22 protein-coding genes are annotated in these 24,390 nt (G+C 69.5%); all 22 read left to right on the top strand.

What is annotated here, in order from left to right; all coding sequences use genetic code 11:
• Nucleotides 1–252: 252 nt before the first annotated feature.
• The 22 genes from ACFY2X_RS20235 to ACFY2X_RS20130 all read left to right on the top strand — a co-directional run bounded on the left by ACFY2X_RS20235 (nt 253) and on the right by ACFY2X_RS20130 (nt 24,299).
• Entirely contained in the window at nt 253–1,545 is a 1,293-nt protein-coding gene (locus tag ACFY2X_RS20235) for a bifunctional folylpolyglutamate synthase/dihydrofolate synthase (protein ID WP_389940005.1), read from the top strand.
• A gap of 40 nt (nt 1,546–1,585) precedes the next feature.
• Nucleotides 1,586–1,924, top strand: a complete 339-nt coding sequence (locus tag ACFY2X_RS20230; protein ID WP_389940004.1) for a DUF4233 domain-containing protein — start codon at nt 1,586–1,588, stop codon at nt 1,922–1,924.
• A gap of 11 nt (nt 1,925–1,935) precedes the next feature.
• Nucleotides 1,936–3,801: a hypothetical protein gene (locus tag ACFY2X_RS20225; protein WP_389940003.1), complete on the top strand. Its 1,866-nt coding sequence runs from the start codon at nt 1,936–1,938 to the stop codon at nt 3,799–3,801.
• A gap of 97 nt (nt 3,802–3,898) precedes the next feature.
• Nucleotides 3,899–4,309, top strand: coding sequence for a nucleoside-diphosphate kinase (ndk, locus tag ACFY2X_RS20220; RefSeq protein ID WP_389940002.1), 411 nt, complete (start codon nt 3,899–3,901; stop codon nt 4,307–4,309).
• 187 nt (nt 4,310–4,496) lie between these two features.
• Complete coding sequence (locus ACFY2X_RS20215; protein WP_389940001.1) at nt 4,497–5,528, top strand: rod shape-determining protein; 1,032 nt, start codon at nt 4,497–4,499, stop codon at nt 5,526–5,528.
• The gene (gene mreC, locus ACFY2X_RS20210; RefSeq protein ID WP_389940000.1) at nt 5,528–6,415 is read left to right on the top strand and encodes a rod shape-determining protein MreC; all 888 of its coding nucleotides are present in this window, start codon (nt 5,528–5,530) and stop codon (nt 6,413–6,415) included. Before ACFY2X_RS20215 ends, mreC begins: the two co-directional genes overlap by 1 nt.
• A 3-nt stretch (nt 6,416–6,418) precedes the next feature.
• Entirely contained in the window at nt 6,419–6,946 is a 528-nt protein-coding gene (gene mreD / locus ACFY2X_RS20205; protein WP_389939999.1) for a rod shape-determining protein MreD, read from the top strand.
• A gap of 67 nt (nt 6,947–7,013) precedes the next feature.
• Nucleotides 7,014–9,077, top strand: a complete 2,064-nt coding sequence (gene mrdA, locus ACFY2X_RS20200) for a penicillin-binding protein 2 (RefSeq protein ID WP_389939998.1) — start codon at nt 7,014–7,016, stop codon at nt 9,075–9,077.
• Entirely contained in the window at nt 9,074–10,234 is a 1,161-nt protein-coding gene (gene rodA / locus ACFY2X_RS20195) for a rod shape-determining protein RodA (RefSeq protein ID WP_389939997.1), read from the top strand. The genes mrdA and rodA overlap by 4 nt, the downstream gene beginning before the upstream one ends.
• 114 nt (nt 10,235–10,348) lie before the next feature.
• Nucleotides 10,349–10,573 (top strand): hypothetical protein, encoded by a 225-nt coding sequence (locus tag ACFY2X_RS20190; RefSeq protein WP_389939996.1) that lies wholly within the window; start codon nt 10,349–10,351, stop codon nt 10,571–10,573.
• Between the two features lie 104 nt (nt 10,574–10,677).
• Nucleotides 10,678–12,105 carry a hypothetical protein gene (locus tag ACFY2X_RS20185; protein WP_389939995.1) on the top strand — a complete coding sequence of 476 codons (1,428 nt, stop codon included), beginning with the start codon at nt 10,678–10,680 and terminating at the stop codon, nt 12,103–12,105.
• On the top strand, nt 12,102–12,998 hold the full coding sequence (locus tag ACFY2X_RS20180) for a phosphotransferase family protein (protein ID WP_389939994.1): 897 nt from the start codon (nt 12,102–12,104) through the stop codon (nt 12,996–12,998). The genes ACFY2X_RS20185 and ACFY2X_RS20180 overlap by 4 nt, the downstream gene beginning before the upstream one ends.
• 17 nt (nt 12,999–13,015) lie before the next feature.
• On the top strand, nt 13,016–14,926 hold the full coding sequence (locus ACFY2X_RS20175) for a TIGR03960 family B12-binding radical SAM protein (RefSeq protein ID WP_389939993.1): 1,911 nt from the start codon (nt 13,016–13,018) through the stop codon (nt 14,924–14,926).
• A gap of 103 nt (nt 14,927–15,029) precedes the next feature.
• Nucleotides 15,030–15,809, top strand: coding sequence for a TIGR03936 family radical SAM-associated protein (locus tag ACFY2X_RS20170; RefSeq protein ID WP_389939992.1), 780 nt, complete (start codon nt 15,030–15,032; stop codon nt 15,807–15,809).
• Nucleotides 15,810–15,905: 96 nt separating this feature from the next.
• Nucleotides 15,906–18,632, top strand: a complete 2,727-nt coding sequence (locus ACFY2X_RS20165; RefSeq protein ID WP_389939991.1) for an Rne/Rng family ribonuclease — start codon at nt 15,906–15,908, stop codon at nt 18,630–18,632.
• 233 nt (nt 18,633–18,865) lie between these two features.
• The gene (gene rplU / locus ACFY2X_RS20160; RefSeq protein WP_184544206.1) at nt 18,866–19,168 is read left to right on the top strand and encodes a 50S ribosomal protein L21; all 303 of its coding nucleotides are present in this window, start codon (nt 18,866–18,868) and stop codon (nt 19,166–19,168) included.
• Nucleotides 19,169–19,187: 19 nt separating this feature from the next.
• Complete coding sequence (gene rpmA / locus ACFY2X_RS20155; RefSeq protein ID WP_090773491.1) at nt 19,188–19,445, top strand: 50S ribosomal protein L27; 258 nt, start codon at nt 19,188–19,190, stop codon at nt 19,443–19,445.
• A gap of 105 nt (nt 19,446–19,550) precedes the next feature.
• Complete coding sequence (obgE, locus tag ACFY2X_RS20150; RefSeq protein WP_389939990.1) at nt 19,551–20,903, top strand: GTPase ObgE; 1,353 nt, start codon at nt 19,551–19,553, stop codon at nt 20,901–20,903.
• Between the two features lie 49 nt (nt 20,904–20,952).
• Nucleotides 20,953–22,077 (top strand): glutamate 5-kinase, encoded by a 1,125-nt coding sequence (proB, locus tag ACFY2X_RS20145; protein WP_389939989.1) that lies wholly within the window; start codon nt 20,953–20,955, stop codon nt 22,075–22,077.
• A 17-nt stretch (nt 22,078–22,094) separates the two neighbouring features.
• On the top strand, nt 22,095–23,393 hold the full coding sequence (locus tag ACFY2X_RS20140) for a glutamate-5-semialdehyde dehydrogenase (protein WP_389939988.1): 1,299 nt from the start codon (nt 22,095–22,097) through the stop codon (nt 23,391–23,393).
• Between the two features lie 133 nt (nt 23,394–23,526).
• Nucleotides 23,527–23,718, top strand: coding sequence for a hypothetical protein (locus ACFY2X_RS20135; protein ID WP_389939987.1), 192 nt, complete (start codon nt 23,527–23,529; stop codon nt 23,716–23,718).
• Nucleotides 23,715–24,299: a DoxX family protein gene (locus ACFY2X_RS20130; RefSeq protein WP_389939986.1), complete on the top strand. Its 585-nt coding sequence runs from the start codon at nt 23,715–23,717 to the stop codon at nt 24,297–24,299. The genes ACFY2X_RS20135 and ACFY2X_RS20130 overlap by 4 nt, the downstream gene beginning before the upstream one ends.
• Nucleotides 24,300–24,390 lie beyond the last annotated feature (91 nt).

Here is a 24,390-nt window from a genome sequence, read left to right as displayed (position 1 = left end):
CGGGGACGGTGTGGGAGAGTAGGTCGCCGCCGGACAATCATTGTGGGAAAGGCCATCCTTCGGGGTGGCCTTTCCTGCGTTTTGGGGGGTGTTCCCGGGGAACCGGGACACCCCCCGTTTTTTCGGGGGTTCCGGGGGCCCTGTTGGGGTTCCGGGGGCCGCTGGGGTGTCGTGTCCACCACCCTGTCTGGAGCCCGTCGACGAGGTCAGTAGGCTTGAGACGTGGACTATCGAGCAGTTGAACGAGCAATCATGGAACGCGGCGTCGAGTGGAACTTCGAGCCCACTCTCGACAGGATCGCCGCGCTCATGGACGTGCTCGGTTCTCCGCAGCACTCCTACCCGGTCATCCACGTCGCCGGCACCAACGGTAAGTCGAGCACGACTCGGATGATCGAGACGATCCTGCGTGAGCGCAACCTCCGCGTCGGCCGCTTCACCAGCCCGCACCTCATCTCCATGCGCGAGCGCATCTGCCTGGACGGCGCCCCGCTGAGCGAGGAGCGTTTCGTCGAGGTGTACGAGGACATCGCGCCCTACCTTGAGATGATCGACGCCCAGGGGCGCCGGCTCTCCTTCTTCGAAACCCTCACCGCGATGGCCTTCGCGGCCTTCGCCGACGCTCCGGTCGACGTCGCCGTCATCGAGACGGGCATGGGCGGGAGCTTCGACGCCACCAATGTCGCCGACGGCGCGGTGGCCGTCATCACTCCTATCTCCCTTGATCATGTCGACTATCTCGGTCCCGACATCGCGACGATCGCGGGGGAGAAAGCCGGGATCATCAAGCCGGGAGCGACGGCCATACTCGCGCAGCAGGAGCTCCCCGCGGCCGAGGTGCTGATGCGCAAGGCGGCGGAGGCGGGCGCCACCGTGGCACGTGAAGGACTGGAATTCGGCGTGCTCGGCCGGGAGCTCGCGGTGGGCGGGCAGCTGCTTCACCTGAAAAGCCTCAAGGAGACGTACGAGGAGGTGCTGCTTCCTCTCTACGGCGCGCACCAGGCGAGCAACGCCGCCTGCGCGCTGGCCGCGGTGGAGGCGCTGTCCGTCGGAGACGAACCGCTCGACCCCGAGCTGGTACGGCAGGCGTTCCTCCAGGTGCGCTCGCCGGGCAGGCTTGAGGTCGTACGGCGGGGCCCCACGGTGCTCGTGGACGCCGCGCACAACCCGGGCGGTATGCAGGCCACCCTGGAGGCCGTTCACGAGTCCTTCGGCTTCGCCAAGCTCATCGGCGTGGTGGCGATGTTCGCGGACAAGGACGTCCGGGGCATCCTGGAACTGCTGGAGCCGATGATGGACGAGATCGTGGTGACCCGGAACTCCTCACCGAGGTCCATGGACGTCGACGAACTCGCGGTGCTGGCCGAGGAGATCTTCGGTCCGGACCGGGTGCGCCGGGTCGGCCGGCTGGACGAGGCGATCGACATGGGGATCGGGCTGGCCGATGAGGCCGGGGAGTTCGGCGGAGCCGGGGTGCTGATCACCGGATCGGTGGTCACCGCCGGGGACGCGCGGCTCCTGCTCAAGGCCGGCGAGGCCACGTGAGCCAGATGACGGCAGCCAGATGACGGCGGGGAAGCGAGAGATGATCACGGTTACTCCGGGCATGCGGCGGCTCTGTGCCAGCGTGCTGGGCATGGAGGCGATCGTCGTCGGGCTGTTCACCCCGGTGGCGATCAACGTCCAGGGCGTCGAACCGGCGGTCGCGGTGACCGTCGGGATCGGTCTGGCGGTCCTGTGCGTCCTGGTCGCGGGCATGCTGAAGCGGCCGTTCGCCTACATCGCGGGAAGCGTCGTCCAGGTGCTCGCCATCGCCGCGGGCTTCCTGGTTCCGACCATGTTCTTCCTCGGTGCGATCTTCGCAGCCCTGTGGATCACTGCGATATTCGTCGCTCGCCGTGTCGAGGGCGTGACTTCCCGCTAAAGTCGGCTTACATGGCCGTCCCTCCCATTCAGCCGACTCGGGCGGTGACCGCCGGGCCCGCGGGTCTGGTGCGCACGCTTGGTGCGTCGGTGCTGCTCGATGTCGTCCTGGGGTTGCTCGTCGCGGTGGCGCTTCCGCTGGCAATCGTCGCCATCCCCAACACCATCTCGGTGGTGGCCTCCCTGCTCCCGCCCGGCATCTCGCAGATCGAGATGATGCGGGCGCACGGGCTGGCGTTGCCCGCGATGATGCTGACCGTTCCGCTGGCCGCGGTCGCCGTCCGGAGGATGCGAGCGGCCCCGCTCCTCATCGCCGGGCTGACCGTGCTCGCGCTGGCCGACGCGGCCGGGGGATACGCGAACTCCACGCTCCTGGTGGGGGTTCTGCGGGTCCTTCACGGGATCGGCGCCGGCCTGTTGGTGCCCGCCACCCTGGTGGCGGTGTGGGAGCGCCCCCTGATCCTGCGCGCGGTGTGGGGAGCGATGCTCGCGGCTAGTCTCCTGGCGGCGCAGGCGCTCGCCCTGTGGCCCCTCGACGAGGTCAGGTCCTGGAAGGTCACGCTCCAGCCGTACCCGATGCTGACAGGCGTCGCGCTCACTCTGGCCGCTGTCTACCTCATCCTCTGGATGAGGAGCGGTGGGAGCGCTGTGGCGGGCCCCGGACCGAGCGACGCCGAGCGCGGGCGTCTGCTGATGGCGGCCGTGCCCGCCGTGGGCATCGCCGCCCTGGCTCTGGGCACCACCTTCGACTGGCCCCCGGAGCTGCTGGTTCCGGCGGCGGCGCTGTCCATCGTCGCGCTTTTCGCGCTCGCCTCCGCCGGAGCGTTCGAAGGCGCCGGTGGGAGGGCATCGGCTTACACGATGCTCGCGGTGGGCGTCGTGGTCCTGCCGACCGCGGCTCAGGTCACCTACGTGGAGCTCGGTGGGCTGGGCGGCCCCGGGCTGTCCGGCCTGTGGCACGCTTTCGTGATCGCGGGAGTCTTCGGTCTCCTGGCCGCGTGGACGGCGAACCGGCTGGGCGACGCCGCCATGCCCCTGGTCGCCGCGGGCGGCCTGGTGATCATGGTGGCCGGGTTGTGCTCGGTCAGGCTGCTCCTTCCCGCCGCCGACGGACCCGCGTTGATTTTCCCGTTCGCGCTGCTCGCGGTCGGTGCCGCGGCGGCGCTGGCCTCAGCGCTGCGCTCGCCCGGCGCGGGCACCGCGCTCTTCGCGCTGTCGCTGTTCTTCCCCGGGGTGCTTTCGGGCTTCCTGCTGGGCAGCGGGATCCAGGTGGTCCGACTGAACGGGGCCACGACCCCGCAGGCACTGGTCGACGCGTTCGTGGACGCCCTTCACCTGTGGGCTCTGATCGGCGGTGGTCTGGTGGTCATGGTGATCGTGCTCGGAGCGCTCCTGGCTCGCCGTGCCCCGGCGGCCGTCTCCGGTACGGCGGGCGCGACGGTCTCCGACGCGGTCTCCCCGGACGAACCGTCCCCGGTCGAAGGGCGCGACGACGCCCGTGCGGAGAAGCCTCACACGGCGTCGGCGCCCACCGGCGAGATGCGGCCGGTCGCGGCGCCGCAGGCGGTCGTGAAGCCGGACGTGCCGGTCGCCGGACCGAAGTCCGCCCTCGCTCCCGCGGTTCCCGAGCCCGCCACCGAACTGGAGCCTATGGGCACCGAGATCCGGTTCCCACGGGAGTCCGCCGCTTCGCGGACGACCCCCGTGGCAAAGACGGGATCCAACGCCGGGCAGGAGGCGGAGGAAGGCGACGAGCCCGCCGGGCACGATGATCCGGAGCCCGGTTCGGAGCCGGAGAGAATCGGCACGCTGCCGGTGGTGCCGCCGCCCACCCCGTCCCCGGAGGACGAGCTGGGAGACGGTCCCGCCCGCGCCTGACACCGCCGACCACAGGGAATCGAGCCGGGGACGGTAAACTTCGCGCGTTCACCGCAGTCTGCGAGACATTCCTATTCATGTTCAAAGGAGAACTTCAGTGTCCGAGCGCACTCTTGTCCTGATCAAGCCCGACGGTGTCGCGCGCGGTCTCATCGGCGACGTGGTCGCCCGCATCGAGCGCAAGGGCCTGAAGGTCGTGGCGATGGAACTGCGCACCCTGGACGTCGACACCGCCAAGACGCACTACGCCGAGCACTCCGAGCGGCCGTTCTTCGGTGAGCTGGTCGACTTCATCACCTCTGGCCCGCTCGTCGCGCTCGTGGCCGAGGGCCCCCGCGCCGTCGAGGCCTTCCGCGCCCTGGCCGGCCTGACCGACCCGGTCAAGTCCGCGCCTGGCACCATCCGTGGCGACCACGCCCTGGAGATCGGTGAGAACGTGGTTCACGGCTCCGACTCGCCCGAGTCCGCCGCTCGGGAGATCAAGATCTTCTTCCCGGACCGCTTCTAAGTCTCCGGTGTCGCCGGGCCTCGTCACTCCCCGAGGGAGTGGCGGGGCCTGACGTATTTAGCGCAACTTAAGATTTTCCTGCAACTGGGGGGCTCATTGCGCCCAAGTGTGGGTACGTCACGTTACGATTCGAGTGCGTTCTGTAGTTTTCGTCGACGACCTGACCGGAAGGAGGGCCGCCTTCCCCATGAGCAGCAAACTTGCTTTTCTCGGTCGCGACATGGCGGTCGACCTCGGTACCGCCAACACGCTCGTCTACGTGCGTGGCCGTGGCATAGTGCTCAATGAGCCGTCCGTCGTCGCGATCAACACGAACACGGGAAAGATCGTTGCCATCGGCATCGAGGCCAAGCGCATGATCGGCCGGACCCCCGGCAACATCGTGGCGATCCGGCCGCTCAAGGACGGCGTCATCGCCGATTTCGACGTCACCGAACGCATGCTTCGCTACTTCATCCAGCGGGTGCACAAGCGTCGTCAGTTCGCCAAGCCGCGCATCATCGTCGCGGTGCCGAGCGGGATCACCGGGGTCGAGCAGAGAGCGGTCAAGGAGGCCGGCTACCAGGCGGGCGCGCGGGGGGTCTACATCATCGAGGAGCCGATGGCCGCCGCGATCGGCGCGGGGCTCCCCGTTCACGAGCCCACCGGCAACATGGTGGTCGACATCGGCGGCGGCACCACCGAGGTGGCCATCATCTCGATGGGGGGTGTGGTGGCCAGCCAGTCGATCCGGGTGGGCGGCGACGAGCTGGACCAGGCGATCATCAGCTTCGCCAAGAAGGAATACTCGCTGATGCTCGGTGAGCGGACCGCCGAAGAGATCAAGATGGCGATCGGCTCCGCCTGCGCGCTTCCGGAGGAGGGTCACGCGGAGATCCGGGGGCGTGACCTGGTCAGCGGCCTGCCGAAGACGATCGTCGTGTCGGCCGCCGATGTCCGCAAGGCCATCGAGGAGCCGGTGAACGCGATCGTGGACGCGGTCAAGACCACGCTGGACAGGTGCCCGCCCGAGCTCTCCGGCGATCTGATGGACCGGGGGATCGCGCTCACCGGGGGTGGAGCGCTCATCAAGGGGCTGGACGAGCGGCTCAAGGTCGAGACGGGCATGCCGATCCATCTGGTGGACAACGCGCTCGACTCCGTCGCGCTCGGCACGGGCAAGTGCGTCGAGGACTTCGAGGCCTTGCAGCAGGTTCTTGTCCCTGAGCCGCGGCACTGATGAAGGACACGCGCCGGGCACGGATGAGTCTGGGGCTGCTGCTGGCCGCGGCTCTCGTGCTCATGACCGTGGATCACCGGACGGGAGAGGAATCTCCGTTCGGCCCGCTCCGCGGGGTCGGCACAACAGTGTTCGGCGCCGTCGAGAGCGCGGGCGCCGGAGTCATCAAGCCGGTCGGCAGGTTCTTCGAGATGATGACGGGCGCGCCTGGGGCGCAGAGCCGCATCGAGGAGCTTCGCGCGGAGAACCAGCGGCTCAAGCGTGATCTGGCGGCGCAGACCCTGGACCGCCAGCGTTCCACGGAGCTGCGCCGCCTGCTCGGCGTCGCCGGGATCGCCGGATACAAGATCGTGCCCGCGCAGGTGATCGCCCGGCGTGGCACGCCCGGGTTCGAGGAGGCCGTCGAGCTCGACGTCGGCAGCAATGACGGGGTGCGGTCGGAGATGACGGTGCTGAACGGTGACGGGCTGGTGGGCCGGGTGATCCGGGCGGGTCCGTCCACCTCGACCGTGGTGCTGCTCAGCGATCCCGCCTCGGCGGCCGGGGCGCGGCTGGAGGGAAGCAACGAGATCGGGGTGGTGCACGGCATCGGAGAGAACGGCCGCCTGATCCGTTTCCGGCTGCTCGACTCGACCGCGCAGATCATTCCAGGGCGCCGGATCGTGAGCTTCGGCTCCCAGCGCGGCGCGCCGTACGTGGCGGGGGTGCCGATCGGGGTGGTGGAGCGTGTGGAGGCCACACCGGGGGAGCTGACCCGCATCGCCTACGCGCGGCCGTACGCCGACCTCACCGCACTTGACGTGGTCGGGGTGGTGGTGCAGGCGCCGCGGCGCGATCCGCGTGACGCGGTGCTGCCCCGTGCCAGGAAGGAAAAGGAAGGGGTCTGACCGGTGGGCCGTGACGTGATCTCCGTGGGGCTGCTCCTGCTGGTCATGGTCGTCCAGGTGACGATCGTGAACTGGCTGCCGCTTCCGGGAGAGGTCGCGCCCGATCTGGTGTTGCTCACGGTGGTGGGCTACGCGCTGGTCCGGGGGGCCGCGGCGGGAACGGTCATGGGCTTCTGCGCCGGGCTGATCAGCGACGTGCTGCCGCCGGCCGTGCACGTTCTCGGGCAGTACGCGCTGGTGCTGTGCCTGGTCGGGTTCACGGCCGGGCGGGTGGCGGAGAGCCATCCGGGTGCCGCGATGATCACGGCGTTGGTCTGTGCGGCGGCCGGGCCGCTGGTGGCCGTGGTGACCGGTGCCCTGTTCGGCGACGCCCGGCTCAGCGAGGGCATGTTCACCGCGACGCTGCCCCAGGCCGTCGCCTACAACCTGCTGGCCGCCCCGCTGATGGTGTGGGTGGTGAAGAGAATTCTCGAGGGCCCCCGGGCGCGAGCCGCGCAACCGGTGGGGTATCTCGCGCGGAGCCGGACGTGAGCGGGCGGGCCGGTGGGAACGGCGTTTTCGGATCATGCTCGAAGGAGCTGTCAGCCGGGGGGCAGGCATGACGCTGATGCGGGGCCGGTTGGTCGTGTTGCAGGTGCTGGTGGTGTCGTTGCTGGCGTTGCTCGCCGTACGGCTCTGGCAGGTGCAGGTGGTGCGCGGCGCGGAGTTCACGGTGGCCGCGACCGAGACCCGAACCCGCGATGTGATCGTGCCGGCGGTGCGCGGGCAGATTCTCGACTCGGCGGGGCGGCCGCTGGTGCGTAACCGGACCAGACTCGTGGTGTCGGTGGACCGGACGCGACTGAACCGGATGGAGGGAAACGGCAAGGCCGTGCTCCAGCGGCTGGCCGCCGTGCTGGGCCGCCGCCCTACGGAACTGCGTGAGCGCATCAGGGCGTGCGGTCCAGGGGTCGCCAGGCCGTGCTGGCCCGGTTCGCCGTACCAGCCGATCCCGATCGACGACAACGTCACCACCCGGGAGGCCCTGCAGATCCTGGAGCGGCAGGAGGAGTTTCCCGGGGTCACCGCGGAGGTCCAGTCGGTAAGGGAATATCCGGGCAGCAGCGCCGGCGCGCAGGCCCTCGGCTACCTGCAGCCGATCACCCAGGCCGAGCTGGACAAGCGCGACGGGTTCAAGGCGATGTTCTCCGGGGTGGACCTGGTCGGCCGAGACGGCCTGGAGGCGGTGTACGACGGGCCTCTGCGGGGCGTGCCGGGAGTGCGGCGCGTGCAGGTGGACCGGCTGGGCAAGGTGATCGGGGTGGAGCGCCAGACGCCCCCGGCGCCCGGCGACACGCTGATCACCAGCATCGATGCCAAGGTGCAGGCCGTGTCCGAGAAGGCCCTGGCCGAGGCGATGAAGTCCGCTCCCCAGGCCGACGGCGCGGCGGCCGTGGTGCTCGACGTGAAGACGGGCCGGGTGATCGCCCTGGCCAGCGCGCCGACCTACGACCCGGCGATCTGGACCGGCGGCATCTCCGAGGTGGAATATCAGCGCCTGCTGTCCGGTAAATCCGGCAAGCCGCTGGTGTCACGGGCGATCAAGGGGGAGTTCGCGCCCGGCTCGACGTTCAAGGTGTCGTCGGTGTCCGCGATGCTGAAAGACGGCTACCCCCTGCACGGGCACTACGACTGCCCGGGCTCCTTCATGGTGGGCAGCCGGCCGTTCAACAACTTCCGGGGCATCGGGCTGGGCACGCTCACCCTGCACACGGCTCTGGTGAAGTCCTGCGACACGATCTTCTACAAGGCGGCCTACGAGCAGTGGCTGCGAGACGGCGGACTGAAGCCGAAGGGGAAGCCCAAGGAGCCCATGGCGAACACGGCGCGGGCCTTCGGGTTCGGCCGCCCGACGGGCATCGACCTGCCGGGCGAGTCGGCCGGGCGGATCCCCGACCGGGAGTGGAAGAAGGAGATCTGGGCCGCGACCAAGGAAGGTAACTGCAAGCGGGCCAAGTCGGGTTATCCGGAGGTGGCCAAGAGCGACGCCGGCCGGGCCGCCTTCCTCAAGCGGCTGGCGTATGAGAACTGCCTGGAGGGCTACCAGCTGCGGGCCGGTGACGCGGCCAACTTCTCCATCGGCCAGGGCGACGTCCTGGTGACCCCGTTGCAGCTCGCGGCGGCCTACGCGGCGCTGGCCGGGGACGGCAAGCTGCGCAGCCCCCGGCTGGGCTGGGCACTGGTGCGGCCGGACGGCACCATGGTCAAGGAGATCAAAGTGCCGGTGGTGGGCAAACTTCCGATCTCCCCCATGGAGCGGGCCTACATCAAGGAGGCGCTGAGCCAGGTCCCCTCCGACGGCACGGCGGCCGGGGCCTTCTCCGGGTTCCCCATGGACAAGGTGAAGATCGGCGGCAAGACCGGCACCGCCGAGGTCTACGGCAAGCAGGACACCTCCTGGTTCGCCTCGTTCGCACCGGCTGACAAACCCCGGTTCGTGGTCGTCGTCATGGTCTCCCAAGGCGGGATGGGCGCACAGACCGCGGCTCCGGCCGCGCGGAAGATCTATGAGGGCATCTACGGCTTCACACCCGAGGGGAAGCCGGCCCCGGCAGCGCTGGCGAACGGACGCCCCGCGGCCGAGCTGCCGATGATCAAGCGGGACGGGACGGTGGCGCGATGAGCCGCGCGATGGCGGCGCCACGCCGCTCCTTCGCCCGTAGGGCGATGGCGGCGTCGTCGGTGGTGTGGCGGATGGACGGGGTGCTGCTGGTCGCGGTCGTGGCACTGTCGGTGATCGGCACGATGCTGGTCTGGTCGTCCACCAGGACCTGGGCGCCCGGCTCCACCGGGCTCGTCAAGAAGCACATCCTCAACCTGTGCATCGGGGGCGCGCTGGCCAGCGCGGCGGTGACGGTCAACCACCGGAAGCTGCGGGCCTACGCGCCGCTGGTGTACGGCGTGACCCTGATCGGGCTGTTCCTGGTGATCACGCCGCTGGGCGCCACCGTGAACGGAGCCCACTCGTGGATCATGCTGGGCGGAGGTTTCGCCTTCCAGCCGTCGGAGCTCGCCAAGCTCGGCCTGGTGCTGATGCTCGCCATGCTGCTGGCCCAGCCCGCCTCGGGCACCGAGCGGCCGCGCGGTCTGGACGTCGTGATAGGGCTGGTGCTGGCCGTCTTCACCATGGGCCTGGTGATGCTCCAGCCCGACCTGGGCACCACGATGGTCATCGGCGTGATCACGGCCAGCGCGATGGTCATCGCCGGAGTACGCAAGCGCTGGATCATCGGGCTCGCCCTCGTCGTGATCGGCGGAGCGGTGGCCGTGTGGTTCCTCGACGTGCTTGAGCCGTACCAGATCGCCAGATTCACCGCCTTCCTCAACCCCGCCAGCGACCCGCGCGGCGTCGGCTACAACAGCACCCAGTCGCTGATCGCCATCGGGTCGGGAAGCCTGTTCGGCAAGGGGCTGTTCGACGGCGGGCAGACCACCGGCCGGTTCGTGCCCGAGCAGCACACCGACTTCATCTTCACCGTGGCGGGGGAGGAGTTCGGTTTCCTCGGCTCGGTCACCGTGGTGGCGCTGCTCGGCGTGATCCTGCTGCGCGGGATGCGGATCGCACGGCAGTGCGGTGACCGGTTCGGCACGCTGACGGCCGGAGTGATCGTGTGCTGGCTGGCCTTCCAGTCTTTCGTCAACGTCGGGATGACGATCGGGATCATGCCGATCACCGGCCTTCCCCTGCCCTTCGTCTCCTATGGCGGCACCGCGACCTTCGCCAATATGATCGCCATCGGGCTGCTCCAGGCCATCCACATCCGCGAACAACCCTTCTAACCCGGCCAACATGAGAGCCGTCCGCATGTCCGTGGTTCCCGGCTCTCACTGGCGTTTCAGATGTCAAGCGAACATTCTGGGAACGAGGACGGAACTCGCGATGACGGAGGAACCGTGACATCGGAGCTCGCCGAGCGGCAACGGGCACTGGAGCTACTGCGCACCGCGTTTCCCGATTACCGGATCGTGTTCAGCAAGGGCCGCTGGGCCGCGGTGTCGGCGGGTGATCCGCCGACGGTCTGGTTCGCCGAGACACCGAGCAGTCTGTGCGGGCAGCTCTTCCAGGCTCAGCTCCGCAACGGCGGGACGGTCGTGCCCTTCGGCGGCACCGGTTCATGAGGGGGCCGCTCCCCTCGAACCTGCGGCCGGCTCTCAGGTCCACCCGAGGATGATCACAGCACTGGCGTGAGAACGCCCTGTACGAAGAACGGCTGGGAGAACCGATGACCCAGACCTCACGTGGCGGAGACCGCGCCGCGCTGGCCTGTGCGACGATCATCCGCAATCGGACGCTGGCCTCCGTCCCCGGTCCGCCGTCGGCGGCCGTCATCCAGCAGATGGTCGACGAGATCCACGCCTGCTGCCCGCGGCAGACCAGGTTCAAGTGCCGCAGGCTCGCGCACGGGTGGACCGTGGAGGAAGCCATCGAGCACTTCCACGCCATGTGCGACAGGGAAGGGATCAAACGGCGGGGGCTGACCGAACGCTCGTGGCGGGAGTGGGAGGCGGGCGCACGGCCCGATCGCGACTACACGGATCTGCTGTGCCGGCTCTACCAGACCGGGCCGGTCCAGCTCGGTTTCGCCAACGACTACACCCCGGAGGAGCTGAGGTCCGCGCCGTCCGCTCCCCTGACCCTGGACCTGATCTCGGTGGCCGCCGACGAGGCCGGCGCGCACGCGGAGGCGGCCGAGGCGAGCGAGCTCGGTTCCGGCGCGCTGGAACGGTTGCGCACCCAGGTGATCTGGGTCGGCAAACGTTACGTCTCGGAGGCCCCGCTGCCCTTGTTCGTGGAGATGCGGGAGTTGCAGGAACGGACCCGCCGGGCGCTGGAGAAGCGCGTTCACCCGGGACAGGCACGAGAGCTCTACTTTCTCACCGGCGCGCTGTGCGGGCTGATGGCCAACGTCAGCATGGACATGGATCGCCGGATTCCCGCCGACACCCTGGCACGGGCCGCGTGGACCTACGGCAAGGTGGCGGGGCACGCGGCGTTGATGGGGTGGGCCCGGGGGATGCAGTCCTCGGTGGCGCTGTGGGATCGGCGCTACGCCGACGCCGCCAGATACGCGGAGGAGGGGCTGACGTGCCTGCACACGGGCTCCGGGGCCACCCGGCTGCACATGTTGCGAGCCCGCTCGTACGCGATGCTGAGCCGCGACAGGGAGGCCTCCGAGGCCCTGTGCCAGGCGGCCGACGTCCGCGCGGCCGGGACCGACGAGCTGCACGACGAGATCGCCGGGGAGTTCGCGTTCCTCCCGGCCAAAGAGCACTACTACGCCGCAGTCACCCACCTTCACCTCGGTGACTCGGCGAAGGCGATCGAGTCGGCGCGAGAGTCGCTGTCCCTGTACGCCTCGGGAGAGCCGGAGAACCGTTCCTACGGGTGCGAATCCATGGCCAGCGCTCATCTGGTGATCGCTCATCTCATGGAGAGCGACTCCACGGGTGCGGAGGAGGCCATGGGGTCGGTCCTCGCGCTCCCGCCCGACCGGCGCATCAGCAGTCTGGGCGCGACCCTCGGCACGGGCCGCGCGCTTCTTTCCTCCCGGCCGGGCGGAGAGCAACTGGCCAGGCAGATCGAGGGTTTCTGTGCCGTGGGACTGCCGCAGCAGGCCCGGCACGCGATCTCGGATAGGGGCGGACGATGACGATCATCACTGAGAGCTCGCTCCTCACCCGGGCGGCCGCGGCGCTCAGCGATTCCTGCAGGCAGGCCGGGCTGGACATCCGGGGCTTCACGCTCATGCGCGACTTCGCCAACACCGTCTACCACCTGCCCGCCGAGGGCGTGGTGGTACGGCTGGCGCAGGCGACCACGCCGGGCAAGTTCGACCGGCTGGTGACCTCGGTGCGGGTGACGCGCTGGCTGGTCGAGCAGGGGTTCCCCACCATCCGGCCGCTGGGCCTCAAGCAGCCGGTCGTCGCGAAGGGGTTCCTGGCGACCTTCTGGCGCCACGAGGAGCACATCGGGCCGCCGCCCGACCCGGCACAGCTGGGACCGCTGCTGCGGCGGCTGCATGATCTGCCGCCAATGCCGTTCGAGCTGCCGACCCACGACCCGTTCGGGGCGGTGCGCGGGGCGATCGAGGCCAGCCTCGCGCTCGGCGAGAACGACCGGGGCTGGCTGCTCAGGCGGTGCGAGGCGCTGGCCGAGGCCTACTACGAGCGGCTGGAGTTCGCCCTGCCGTACGGGCTCGTGCACGGGGACGCCCACCGCGGGAACATGATCCGCACGCGTGACGGCCTGCTGCTGTGCGACTGGGACGGGGTGTGCGCGGGACCGCGGGAGATCGACCTGATCCCGACCCTGCAGGGTGTGCGATTCGGCCTGACCGAGCGCCAGCGGTCCAACTTCAGCGAGGCCTACGGCTACGACGCCACCGCGTGGGAGGGCTATCCGGTGCTGCGCGACATGCGTGAGCTGCAGACACTCACCGCCGTGTTGCGCAACGCGCACCGTGACCGGACGGCCCACGACGAGCTGAGGCACCGGCTCGGCTCGCTGCGAGCGGATGACGACCGCCTGTGGCACCCTTTCTAGGCGGATACCCTTGATGCATGTCTGTCGAGTCGCTGTTTCCCCGCCTGGAAGCGCTCCTGCCCAAGGTGCAGAAGCCGATCCAGTATGTCGGAGGTGAGCTCAACTCGACCGTAAAGAGCTGGGACGAGGCGACGGTCCGTTGGGCCCTGATGTATCCCGACGCCTACGAGGTAGGTCTGCCCAACCAGGGTGTCCAGATTCTCTACGAGATCCTCAACGAGATGCCGGAGACTCTGGCCGAGCGGACTTACGCGGTCTGGCCCGACCTTGAGGCGCTCATGCGCTCGGAGGGCGTTCCCCAGTTCACGGTCGACGCGCACCGGCCGGTGCGGGCGTTCGATGTGCTGGGGGTCTCCTTCTCCACCGAGCTGGGTTACACCAACATGCTCAACGCGCTGGATCTGGCGGGCATCCCGCTGGAGGCCGCGGACCGAGGTGACGACGATCCGATCGTTCTCGCGGGCGGCCACGCGGCCTTCAACCCCGAGCCGATCGCCGATTTCCTCGACGCCGCGGTGCTGGGCGACGGAGAGCAGATCGCCATCGCGATCACCGAGGTCATCCGCGAGTGGAAGGCCGAGGGCTCACCCGGTGGGCGTGACGAGCTGCTTATGCGGCTGGCCGAGTCCGGCGGGGTCTACGTGCCCAAGTTCTACGACGTCGGCTATCACGCCGACGGCCGGATCCAGCGCGTCGCGCCGAACCGGTCGGGCGTGCCGTGGCGGATCCACAAGCACACGGTCATGGACCTGGACGAGTGGCCCTATCCGAAGAAGCCGCTGGTCCCGCTGGCCGAGACCGTGCACGAGCGGTTCAGCGTGGAGATCTTCCGCGGCTGCACCCGCGGCTGCCGGTTCTGCCAGGCAGGGATGATCACCCGCCCGGTCCGGGAGCGCTCGATCACCACGATCGGCGACATGGTCGACGCGGGGGTCAGGGCGTCCGGGTTCAACGAGGTCGGCCTGCTGTCGCTCTCGTCGGCCGACCACTCCGAGATCGGAGAGGTCGCCAAGGGCCTGGCCGACCGTTACGAGGGCACCAACACCTCGCTGTCGCTGCCCTCGACCCGGGTCGACGCCTTCAACATCGACCTGGCCAACGAGTTCTCCCGCAACGGCCGCCGGTCGGGGCTGACCTTCGCTCCCGAAGGCGGCTCCGAGCGGATGCGCAAGGTGATCAACAAGATGGTCACCGAGGAAGACCTGATCCGGACCGTCACCACGGCCTACACCCAGGGCTGGCGGCAGGTGAAGCTCTACTTCATGTGCGGCCTGCCCACGGAGGAAGACGCCGACGTCCTCGGCATCGCCGATCTGGCCAGAAAGGTCATCAAGGCGGGGCGCGAGGCCACCGGGTCCCGGGACATCCGCTGCACGGTCTCCATCGGCGGGTTCGTGCCCAAGCCGCACACCCCGTTCCAGTGGGCGGGTCAGGCCGGCCACGAGACCGTGGACCACAGGCTCAAGGCGTTGAAGGACGCCCTGCGCGGTGACAAGGAGTACGGCAGGGCCATCGGCCTGCGCTACCACGACGGCAAGCCCTCGATCGTGGAGGGCCTGCTCTCCCGGGGCGACCGCCGGGTGGGCAAGGTCATCCGCGCGGTGTGGGAGGACGGCGGCCGGTTCGACGGCTGGAGCGAGCACTTCTCCTACCAGCGCTGGATGGACGCCGCGGCCAAGGCCGGCGTCGACGTCGACTGGTACACCACGCGGGAGCGCGAGGAGAACGAGGTCCTGCCCTGGGACCACCTCGACGCCGGTCTCGACCGCGAGTGGCTCTGGCAGGACTGGCAGGACGCCGTCAACGACGTCGAGGTCGAAGACTGCCGCTGGACGCCGTGCTACGACTGCGGTGTCTGCCCCGCCATGGGCACCGAGATCCAGATCGGGCCGACGGGGAAGAAGCTGCTGCCACTGACGGTTGTCTGAGATAGGCCGTGCGTGAGCGTGGCCTGACCTGAAACGACGATCACAACCTGGGAAGGACGACACCACCCTGAAACCCGTTCCCGATGGGCCTCCGCCCGCGCCCGTGGCGCAGCGTCTTCGTGTTCGCTACGCCAAGCGCGGCCGCCTGCGCTTCACCAGTCACCGTGACATCTCCAGAGCCGTGGAGCGCGCCGTCAGGCGTGCCGACGTCCCGGTGGCGTTCAGCGCGGGTTTCTCGCCCCATCCGAAGATCTCCTATCTGGGCGCGGCCGCACCCACCGGAGTCGCCAGCGAGGCGGAATACTGCGAGATCAGTGTGACGCGGGAGTGTGATCCCGACCGGCTCCGTGCCGCGTTGGACGCGTCGCTTCCGCCTGGTCTCGACGTTCTCGCCGTTGTCGAGGCGCGCGCCGGAAACCTGGCCGACCAGCTGGAGTGCTCGGTGTGGGAGCTGAGGCTGCCGCACGCCGATCTCGCCCTCGCGAGGGTGGCGGTCGAACGGTTCAACACCGCCGAGCGAGTCGAAGTGGAGCGCCTGACGAAGAAGGGGCTGCGCCGCTTCGACGCGCGAGAGGCGGTGCTGCGCCTTGAGGTTATTGAGGGAACTGAGACAACAGCAGGTCAGGCGTCCAGTCAGCCATGTGTCATACTTCGCATGGTTGTACGGCACGCAACTCCTGCCGTTCGACCCGACGACGTTCTTACTGGATTGCGTCTTGTGGCTGACTTCGCGCCGCCGGTGCCCCCCGAGGTGACCAGGCTGGCGCAGGGACCGCTCGACGTGCGCACCGGTGAGCCCGCCGACCCGTTCGACCTGGACCGCGACGCTACGCGCGGCGGCGAAACGGAACCGGCGGGCGAGCACGTCGGCGGCGACCTATAGGACTTGACGCTGGGCTCAACGCCCGGCGTACAGCGAGAGACGAGAGCTCCCGCGCGGCGCGGAGACGCGCCCGGGAGCTGACGGGAGAGCGCCCGCATGCTCGACAACGAGCCCAACGCCGGGGCCAACGGCCCTGGCGGGGACACAACGGAACAGACACAATCGCCGCGTCGCAGGCGATCCGCCAGCCGGCCCGCGGGGCCTCCGCCGGAGGAGCCGGAGCCGGCCGCTCCGGTGGTGCTGGCCGCCGAGCCAGAGGCCGCACCGGCGGCTGAGGCCGCACCGGCGCCCGAAGCAGAGCCCGAAGCGGTCAAGGAGACGGCGCCCAAGCGTGCCACCCGGCGTAAGACGGCCACGGCGGAGGGCACGACCACCACCCGGCGCAGCCGTACGAAGAAGGCGGCTTCCGAGCCGGTCGCTGAGCCGGCTCCTGAGGTGACCCCCGAACCGGTCGCGGAGACCGCGGCCGAGGCGGCGCCCGAGCCGGTCGTGCAGGAGGCCCCGGCCAGGCGTAGCCGTACCCGCAAGAAGGCCGTCCAGGAGGACGCGCCGGTCGTGGTGGAGCACATCGAGCACATCGCCGACATAACCACGGCCCAGGCCGAGGAGGTCGCGGCGGCGCTGCTGCTCACGATGCCCGTCGACGAGGCGCTGGACGACGAACCCGCGGGGGAGGACGTCGTAGAGGAGCGTCCGGGGCTGTTCGCCGACCCGTTCGGGCTGGTGGCCAAGGAACGCGCCGAGATTCCCTCGGTGGCCTTCCAGGCTCCGGCAGCGGTCTTCCAGCCGCTGTTCCAGGCTCCCGACCCCTACCGGGCCGAGCCGCCCGTCACCAGGCCCGCTCCGGTGCAGCAGCCCGAGGCCGAGCCCGTCGAGGCCGCCGAGGCAGAGGCCGAGACCCCGGAGGAGTCCGAAGACGAGGGCGCCGAGAGCGACGACGAGGCCGGTGGCCGCCGTCGGCGTCGCCGCAGGGGCGGTCGTGGCCGGGGCAAGGTGCGTGAGCTGGACGAGGCCGAAGAGGACGAGTCCGAGCAGCCCGAGGAAGAAGAGGAAGCGCCGGCCGAGGCAGAGGCCGAGCAGGACGACGAGGCGGAGAGCGGCAGCTCGCGCCGCCGTCGCCGGCGTCGGCGCAGGGGCGCCGACGACGTGGGCGATGTGCAGGATGATCCGCCGAACACGGTGGTGCGGATCCGCGCGCCTCGCGCCGGACGCAGCACCTTGGTGGACGAGGTGCAGAGCGTGCGCGGGTCGACCCGCCTGGAGGCCAAGAAGCAGCGCCGGAGGGAAGGCCGCGAGCTTGGCCGGAGGCGTCCGCCGATCATCACCGAGTCGGAGTTCCTGGCACGCCGGGAGTCCGTCGAGCGTGTGATGGTGGTCCGCCGTGTCGGCGGCCGGACCCAGATCGCGGTGCTGGAGGACGGCGTCCTCGTCGAGCACTACGTCAACCGTGAGGCGAGCCAGTCCTACGTGGGCAACGTCTATCTCGGCAAGGTGCAGAACGTGCTGCCGAGCATGGAGGCGGCGTTCATCGACATCGGCAAGGGCCGCAACGCTGTGCTGTACGCCGGCGAGGTCAACTTCGACACCGTCGGGCTGGAGGGCCAGCCCAAGCGGATCGAGGTGGCGCTGAAGTCGGGCCAGTCGGTGCTGGTGCAGGTCACCAAGGACCCCATGGGTCACAAGGGTGCCCGGCTCACCTCGCAGATCAGCCTTCCCGGCCGTTACCTGGTCTACGTGCCCGACGGCTCGATGACCGGGATCAGCCGCAAGCTTCCCGACAAGGAGCGCACCCGTCTCAAGGGCATCCTGAAGAAGGTGATGCCGGAGAACGCCGGGGTCATCGTCCGCACGGCCGCCGAGGGCGCGTCGGAGGAGGAACTCGCCCGCGACGTGGCCAGGCTGTCGGCCCAGTGGGAGAACATCCAGCGCAAGGCCAAGTCGGCCAGCGCGCCGGAGTTGCTGTCCTCCGAGCCCGACCTGACCGTCCGGGTGGTCCGCGACGTGTTCAACGAGGACTTCACCTCGCTGGTCGTGGCGGGTGACGAGGTGTGGGAGACGGTTGACGAATACGTCCACTACGTCGCCCCGCACCTGGCCGACCGGCTCTCGAGGTGGGACGAGGACGGCGACGTCTTCGCCGCCTACCGGATCGACGAGCAGATCGCCAAGGCGATGGAGCGCAAGGTGTGGCTGCCCAGCGGAGGCTCGCTGGTGATCGACCGGACCGAGGCCATGACCGTGGTCGACGTCAACACCGGCAAGTTCACCGGCCAGGGCGGCAACCTTGAGGAGACCGTCACCCGTAACAACCTGGAGGCGGCCGAGGAGATCGTCCGCCAGCTGAGGTTGCGGGACATCGGCGGGATCATCGTCATCGACTTCATCGACATGGTGCTGGAGAGCAACCGGGACCTCGTGCTGCGGCGGCTGCTGGAGTGCCTGGCCCGCGACCGGACCAAGCACCAGGTCGCCGAGGTCACCTCGCTCGGTCTGGTCCAGATGACCCGGAAGAGGGTCGGTCAGGGCCTCCTGGAGGCGTTCTCCACGACCTGCGAGTGCTGCAACGGCCGTGGCCTGCACGTCTCGACCGAGCCGGTCGAGGGCAAGCCTGAGCCGCGTGGCACCCAGGGCAAGATGGCCATAGAGAAGGCCGTCGCGGAGAAGCTCTCCAAGGACGGAGGTCAGGCTGTGGCGGCCAGCGCGCAGTCTGGCCGTGATACCGTGACCGATGCGCTTGATGACGTCCCGGTTGAGGACGCGCAGGCCATACAGGCTTCCGGCCGGGGGCGGCGACGCTCCCGAAAGGCTAAGTCGGCTGATTAGGCTGTGTCCCGATCGCGATAAGCGAAAGATCTACAGGGACACGACCTAGGGTCGGCACCCCGACGTTCCGCCCGGTTCGACCAGGACACCGATAATCCGGTACCCTGGTGAACCGGTGCGCTCATGGCGCGCCCTGTTCGCGCGCCTACCCGGTTCGTCGGTCAAACCAGTGACCATAGCCGGATGCGGGGCGCAGCATCCAGCGAGCACGTAGTCAGAAGAAGGGTTCCGCGGTGTACGCGATCGTTCGTTGCGGCGGCAGGCAGCAGAAGGTCTCCGTCGGTGACGTCCTCGAGGTGGACAAGGTCGCCGGCGAGGTCGGTTCCACGGTTTCGCTGCCGACGGTGCTCGTCGTCAACGATGGCGACGTGACCACCGAAGCGGGCAAGTTCACGGTTGCCGCCGAGATTCTCGGCGAGACCAAGGGTCCGAAGATCCGGATCCTCAAGTACAAGAACAAGACCGGCTACAAGAAGCGCCAGGGTCACCGCCAGCGGTACACCCAGGTGAAGATCACCGGTATCAACCAGGCCTGAGTTTCGGGAGTTTTGCGAGATGGCACACAAGAAGGGCGCGTCGTCCACTCGGAACGGCCGTGACTCCAACGCCCAGCGGCTCGGCGTGAAGCGCTTCGGCGGCCAGCTGGTCAACGCCGGTGAGATCATCGTCCGCCAGCGTGGCACCCACTTCCACCCGGGCGACAACGTCGGCCGTGGTGGCGACGACACGCTGTTCGCGCTGGCCGCGGGCCACGTGCAGTTCGGCCTCAAGCGCGGTCGTCGCGCGGTGAGCATCGTCCCGGTCGCGGAGTAGATCCGCACCGACAGACGTTACAGGCAGGGGTGGATCGCGTACGGCGGTCCGCCCCTGTTCGCGTTGTAAGCGGGTAGTCCCGTAGATGGGGGTAGGAGAGCAGACATGCCGGACTTTGTGGACCAGGTGGTCCTGCACATCAAGGCCGGTGACGGGGGACATGGCTGCGCCTCTGTCCATCGGGAGAAGTTCAAGCCTCTGGGCGGACCCGACGGGGGCAACGGCGGCCGCGGTGGCGACGTGATCCTGGAGGTCGACCCGAACACCGCCACGTTGCTGGAATACCACCGCCGCCCGCACCGCAAGGCCGACAACGGCAAGCAGGGCCAGGGCGCCAACCGTGACGGCGCCAACGGCGCCGACATCATCCTCGCCGTGCCCGACGGCACCGTGGTCAAGAACGCCGACACCGGCGAGGTCCTGGTCGACCTGGTCGGCGCCGGCACCCGCTACGTGATCGCCGAGGGCGGGCACGGAGGGCTCGGCAACGCCGCGCTGGCCTCGACCAAGCGCAAGGCCCCCGGCTTCGCGCTGCTCGGCGAGCCCGGCGACGAGATCGACGTGATGCTCGAGATGAAGAGCGTCGCGGACGTGGCGTTGGTGGGCTTCCCCAGCGCGGGCAAGTCCTCCCTCATCGCCGCCCTCTCCGCGGCCCGGCCGAAGATCGCCGACTACCCGTTCACCACGCTGGTGCCCAACCTGGGCGTGGTCACCGCCGGTGACACCATCTTCACCGTCGCCGACGTGCCCGGCCTCATCCCCGGCGCCTCGGAGGGCAAGGGCCTGGGGCACGAGTTCCTGCGCCACGTCGAGCGGTGCAGCACGATCGTGCACGTGATCGACTGCGCCACGATGGAGCCGGGCCGTGATCCGATCAGCGACTACGAGGTGATCGAGGCCGAGCTCAAGGCATACGGCAAGCTGGAGGACCGGCCGCGGCTGGCCGTCCTCAACAAGGCCGACGTGCCCGACGCCCGCGACCTGACCGACATCGTCCGGCCGATGCTCGAGGAGCGGGGGCTGCGAGTCTTCTCGATCTCCGCGGCCACGCACGAGGGGCTCAAGGAGCTGACCTACGCCATGGGCGAGATGGTCGCCGCCGCCCGGGCCGCCGCACCGGTGGCGGAGCCGACCCGCCTGGTGATCAAGCCGAAGCAGCTCGGCGACGCGGGCTTCACCGTGCGCAGGGTCGACGAGAACACCTTCCAGGTCACCGGGGCGAAGCCGGAGCGGTGGATCCGCCAGACCGACTTCACCAACGACGAGGCCGTCGGCTATCTGGCCGACCGGCTGGAGCGGCTCGGTGTCGAGGAGGAACTCACCAAGGCCGGGGCCAAGGCCGGGGCCGAGGTGGTCATCGGATCGATGGAGACGGGTTACATCTTCGACTGGCAGCCGACGCTCAACGCGGAGGCCGTGCACCAGGGCCCGCGCGGAACGGACAACCGGCTCGGATAGCCCGCTTTCCTTTTGAGAGACATGAAAGCTCCTGTGAAAGGTACGTGTCGTGGAATCTGTGCGTGACCGGATCCGTACGGCCTCACGCCTCGTCGTGAAGGTGGGTTCGTCCTCGCTCACGACCTCGCAGGGCACGATCGACGTCGACCGGGTGGACGCCCTGGTCGACGTGCTCGCCGCCCGGCGGAAGACCGGCACGCAGATCGTGCTGGTCTCCTCCGGTGCGATCGCGGCCGGCCTCGGCCCGCTGGGCCTGTCGGCCCGGCCGCGCGACCTGGCCACCCAGCAGGCCGCCGCCTCGGTCGGCCAGGGCGTGCTGGTCGCCCGCTACACCTCCTCCTTCGCCCGGTACGGCCTGCGCGTCGGCCAGGTCCTGCTGACCGCAGACGACATGATGCGCCGCGCGCACCATGTCAACGCCGAGCGCACGCTGAACCGGCTGCTGGAGCTGGGCATCGTCCCGGTGGTCAACGAGAACGACACCGTGGCCACCGACGAGATCCGTTTCGGCGACAACGACCGGCTCGCCGCCCTGGTCGCCCACCTGATCCGCGCCGACGCGCTGGTGCTCCTGTCCGATGTGGACGCGCTCTACGACGGCGACCCCCGCCGTCCTGGCGCCCGCAGGCTCGGAGACGTGCGCGGGCCGGAAGACCTCGTCGGGGTCGAGCTGGGCAAGGGCGGCGCGGTCGGCACCGGTGGGATGATCACCAAGGTGCAGGCCGCCAAGATCGCCACTGGGGCGGGCGTGCCCGTGGTCCTGACCGCCGCCGCGCACGCCGCCCAGGCACTCGCGGGCACCGACATCGGCACCTACTTCCATCCCGAGGGCCGCCATCCCGGAACCCGCCTGCTCTGGCTGGCCCACGCCACCACCGGCCGCGGCCGGCTTCACCTGGACTCCGGCGCGGTGGAGGCCGTGGTGCGCCGCCGCAAGTCGCTGCTTCCCGCCGGGGTCACCGCCGTCGAGGGCGAGTTCGCCGCCGGTGACCCGGTGGACCTGTGCGGGCCGCTCGGCGGGGTGGTCGCCCGGGGCCTGGTCAACTTCGACGCGGGGGAGATCCCTGACCTGCTCGGCCGCTCCACCAGGGAGCTGGCCGTCAGCCTCGGTCCGGAATATGAACGCGAGCTCATCCACCGTGACGACATCGTCATACTGGAGTCTCACCACTAGTTCTTTGGGAGCGCGAGATGTCCGAGGACTTCCTGAAGGTAGCCCTGGCGGCTAAGGAGGCCGCCGCCGAGCTGGCCCCGCTGCCGCGGGCGCCCAAGGACGCCGCGCTCCGTGTGGTCGCCGACGCCCTGGTGGCCCGGTCGGCCGAGATCGTGGCGGCCAACGCGGTCGACGTGGAGAAGGCTCGGAAGAGCGGCACCTCCGAATACATGATCGACCGGCTCCGGCTCGACGAGGCCCGGGTCGAGGCCATCGCGGAGGCGGTCCGCCAGGTCGCCGACCTGCCCGACCCGGTGGGCGAGGTGATCCGGGGCAACACGCTGCCCAACGGGCTGGAACTGCGCCAGATCCGGGTGCCGCTCGGCGTGGTCGGCATCATCTACGAGGGCCGCCCCAACGTCACGGTGGACGCCGCGGCGCTCTGCCTGAAGAGCGGCAACGCCACTCTTCTGCGCGGCTCGTCCAGCGCCTACGAATCGAACACGGCCCTCGTCAGGGTCATGCAGGACGCGCTGGCGGGCACCGAGGTCCCTGCGGGTGCCGTGCAGCTGGTGCCCGGGCTGACCCGTGACTCGGTCAAGGAGCTCATGCGGGCTCGCGGCCTGGTGGACGTGCTGATCCCGCGCGGCGGGGCCTCGCTGATCAACTCGGTGGTCGAGGAGTCCACCGTCCCGGTGATCGAGACCGGCGTGGGCAACTGCCACGTCTACGTCGACGCCGACGCCGACACCGACCTCGCGATCGAGATCCTGCTCAACTCCAAGGTCCAGCGGCCCTCGGTGTGCAACGCCGCGGAGACACTGCTGGTGCACTCCGCCGTGGCCGACGCCTTCGTGCCGCGCGCGCTGGCCGCGCTGGCCGCGGAGGGTGTGACGGTCCACGGTGACGCCCGGATCGCGGCCTACGGCGAGGTGGTGCCCGCCGGCGAGGACGACTTCTTCAACGAATACCTCTCGCTGGACATCGCCGCCGCCGTGGTCGACTCGCTGGAGGACGCGGTCGCCCACATCAGGAAGTACGGCTCGGGCCACACCGACGCGATCGTCACCCGCTCGGTCAGCGCGTCCCGCAGGTTCGTCGCGCTGGTCGACTCCGCGGCCGTGGCGGTCAACGCCTCGACCCGGTTCACCGACGGCGGCGAGTTCGGCTTCGGCGCGGAGATCGGCATCTCCACCCAGAAGCTGCACGCGCGTGGTCCCATGGGCCTGCCCGAGCTGACCTCCACCAAGTGGATCTACACCGGTGAGGGCCATCTGCGCACCAGCACGGGCACGGTCGTCGCCTCGGGTGGAACGGGCGGGCCCACACCGGCCTGAGTCTTCGCCGCCGCGGCCGTACAAGCGCGTCGACATCACCCGGGACCCGCTGTCCGCGACACCGGGTGAGTCGCCGAAAGTGGCAGCGTGTCGCTCTGAGTAATCGCGATGGCATGTGGTTTGACTGGCCTTCATGGAAATCGTGATTGCACTGCTGTTCGTCGCCGTCGTGCTCTTCGGCGTCGACCGGCTGATGCTGGGCCTGGAGAGCCGGGGACACCTGAACTGGCGCCGCACCCGGCGCCGGGACCTGTCGGCCGAGCCCACGGCCAAGCTGGACAGCCTGCTGGTCAGTTCGTCCCGCGAGCGCACGCACCAGCCATGAGACGTCTCCTGTACGACCTGGCCGCGCTGATCGCGCGGCTCGCCCTCGGCGTGATCCTCCTCGCGCACGGGTGGCAGAAAGCGAACACGGGCTTCGAGGCCGTCGCCGCGGATTTCGCCGGGGCGGGCACCCCCGCGCCTCGGCTGGCCGCCGCGTTCACCATGCTCACCGAGTTCGGCGCGGGCTCCTTGATCATCCTTGGCCTGCTGACCCCGCTCGCCGGCGCCATGATCGCCGCGGTGATGCTCGGCGCGTTCGTCTTCGTGCACGGGCGTCGCGGCGTGTTCGTGACAAGCGGCGGGTTCGAGCTGGTCGCCGCGCTGGGCTCTGCCGCGCTGCTGCTGGCCACCGCGGGCGCGGGCCGGTTCAGCCTGGATCATCTGATCTTCGGCCGCCGGAGGGAACGCCGCCTCCGGGAGAGCGAGACCCTCGGAGGGTACGTCCCGCCTATCGCGACCCAGCCACCGCCGGCCCCGGCCGCCGAAGCCCGGCAGCAGCCGCCGATTCCTTCCGTTCCCCCTGCCGAAGGCCACCCCCCGTCCGAGTCCAGGCCGACACACGGTGAGGACGCAGGGCGCTGATCTCCAGGCGAGTACGGCGTGCCGCCGGAAATTCGACATACTCGCCCGCTATGGTGTTGTCTCCTATGGCTGGAGGGCAGGGAAGCGAGCG

Origin of the sequence: Streptosporangium sp. NPDC000396, from assembly GCF_042898655.1 — a bacterium.
Lineage (GTDB): Bacteria > Actinomycetota > Actinomycetes > Streptosporangiales > Streptosporangiaceae > Streptosporangium.
Note: the sequence above shows the minus strand (reverse complement) of the source record. Positions and strands in the feature narration are given on the sequence as shown.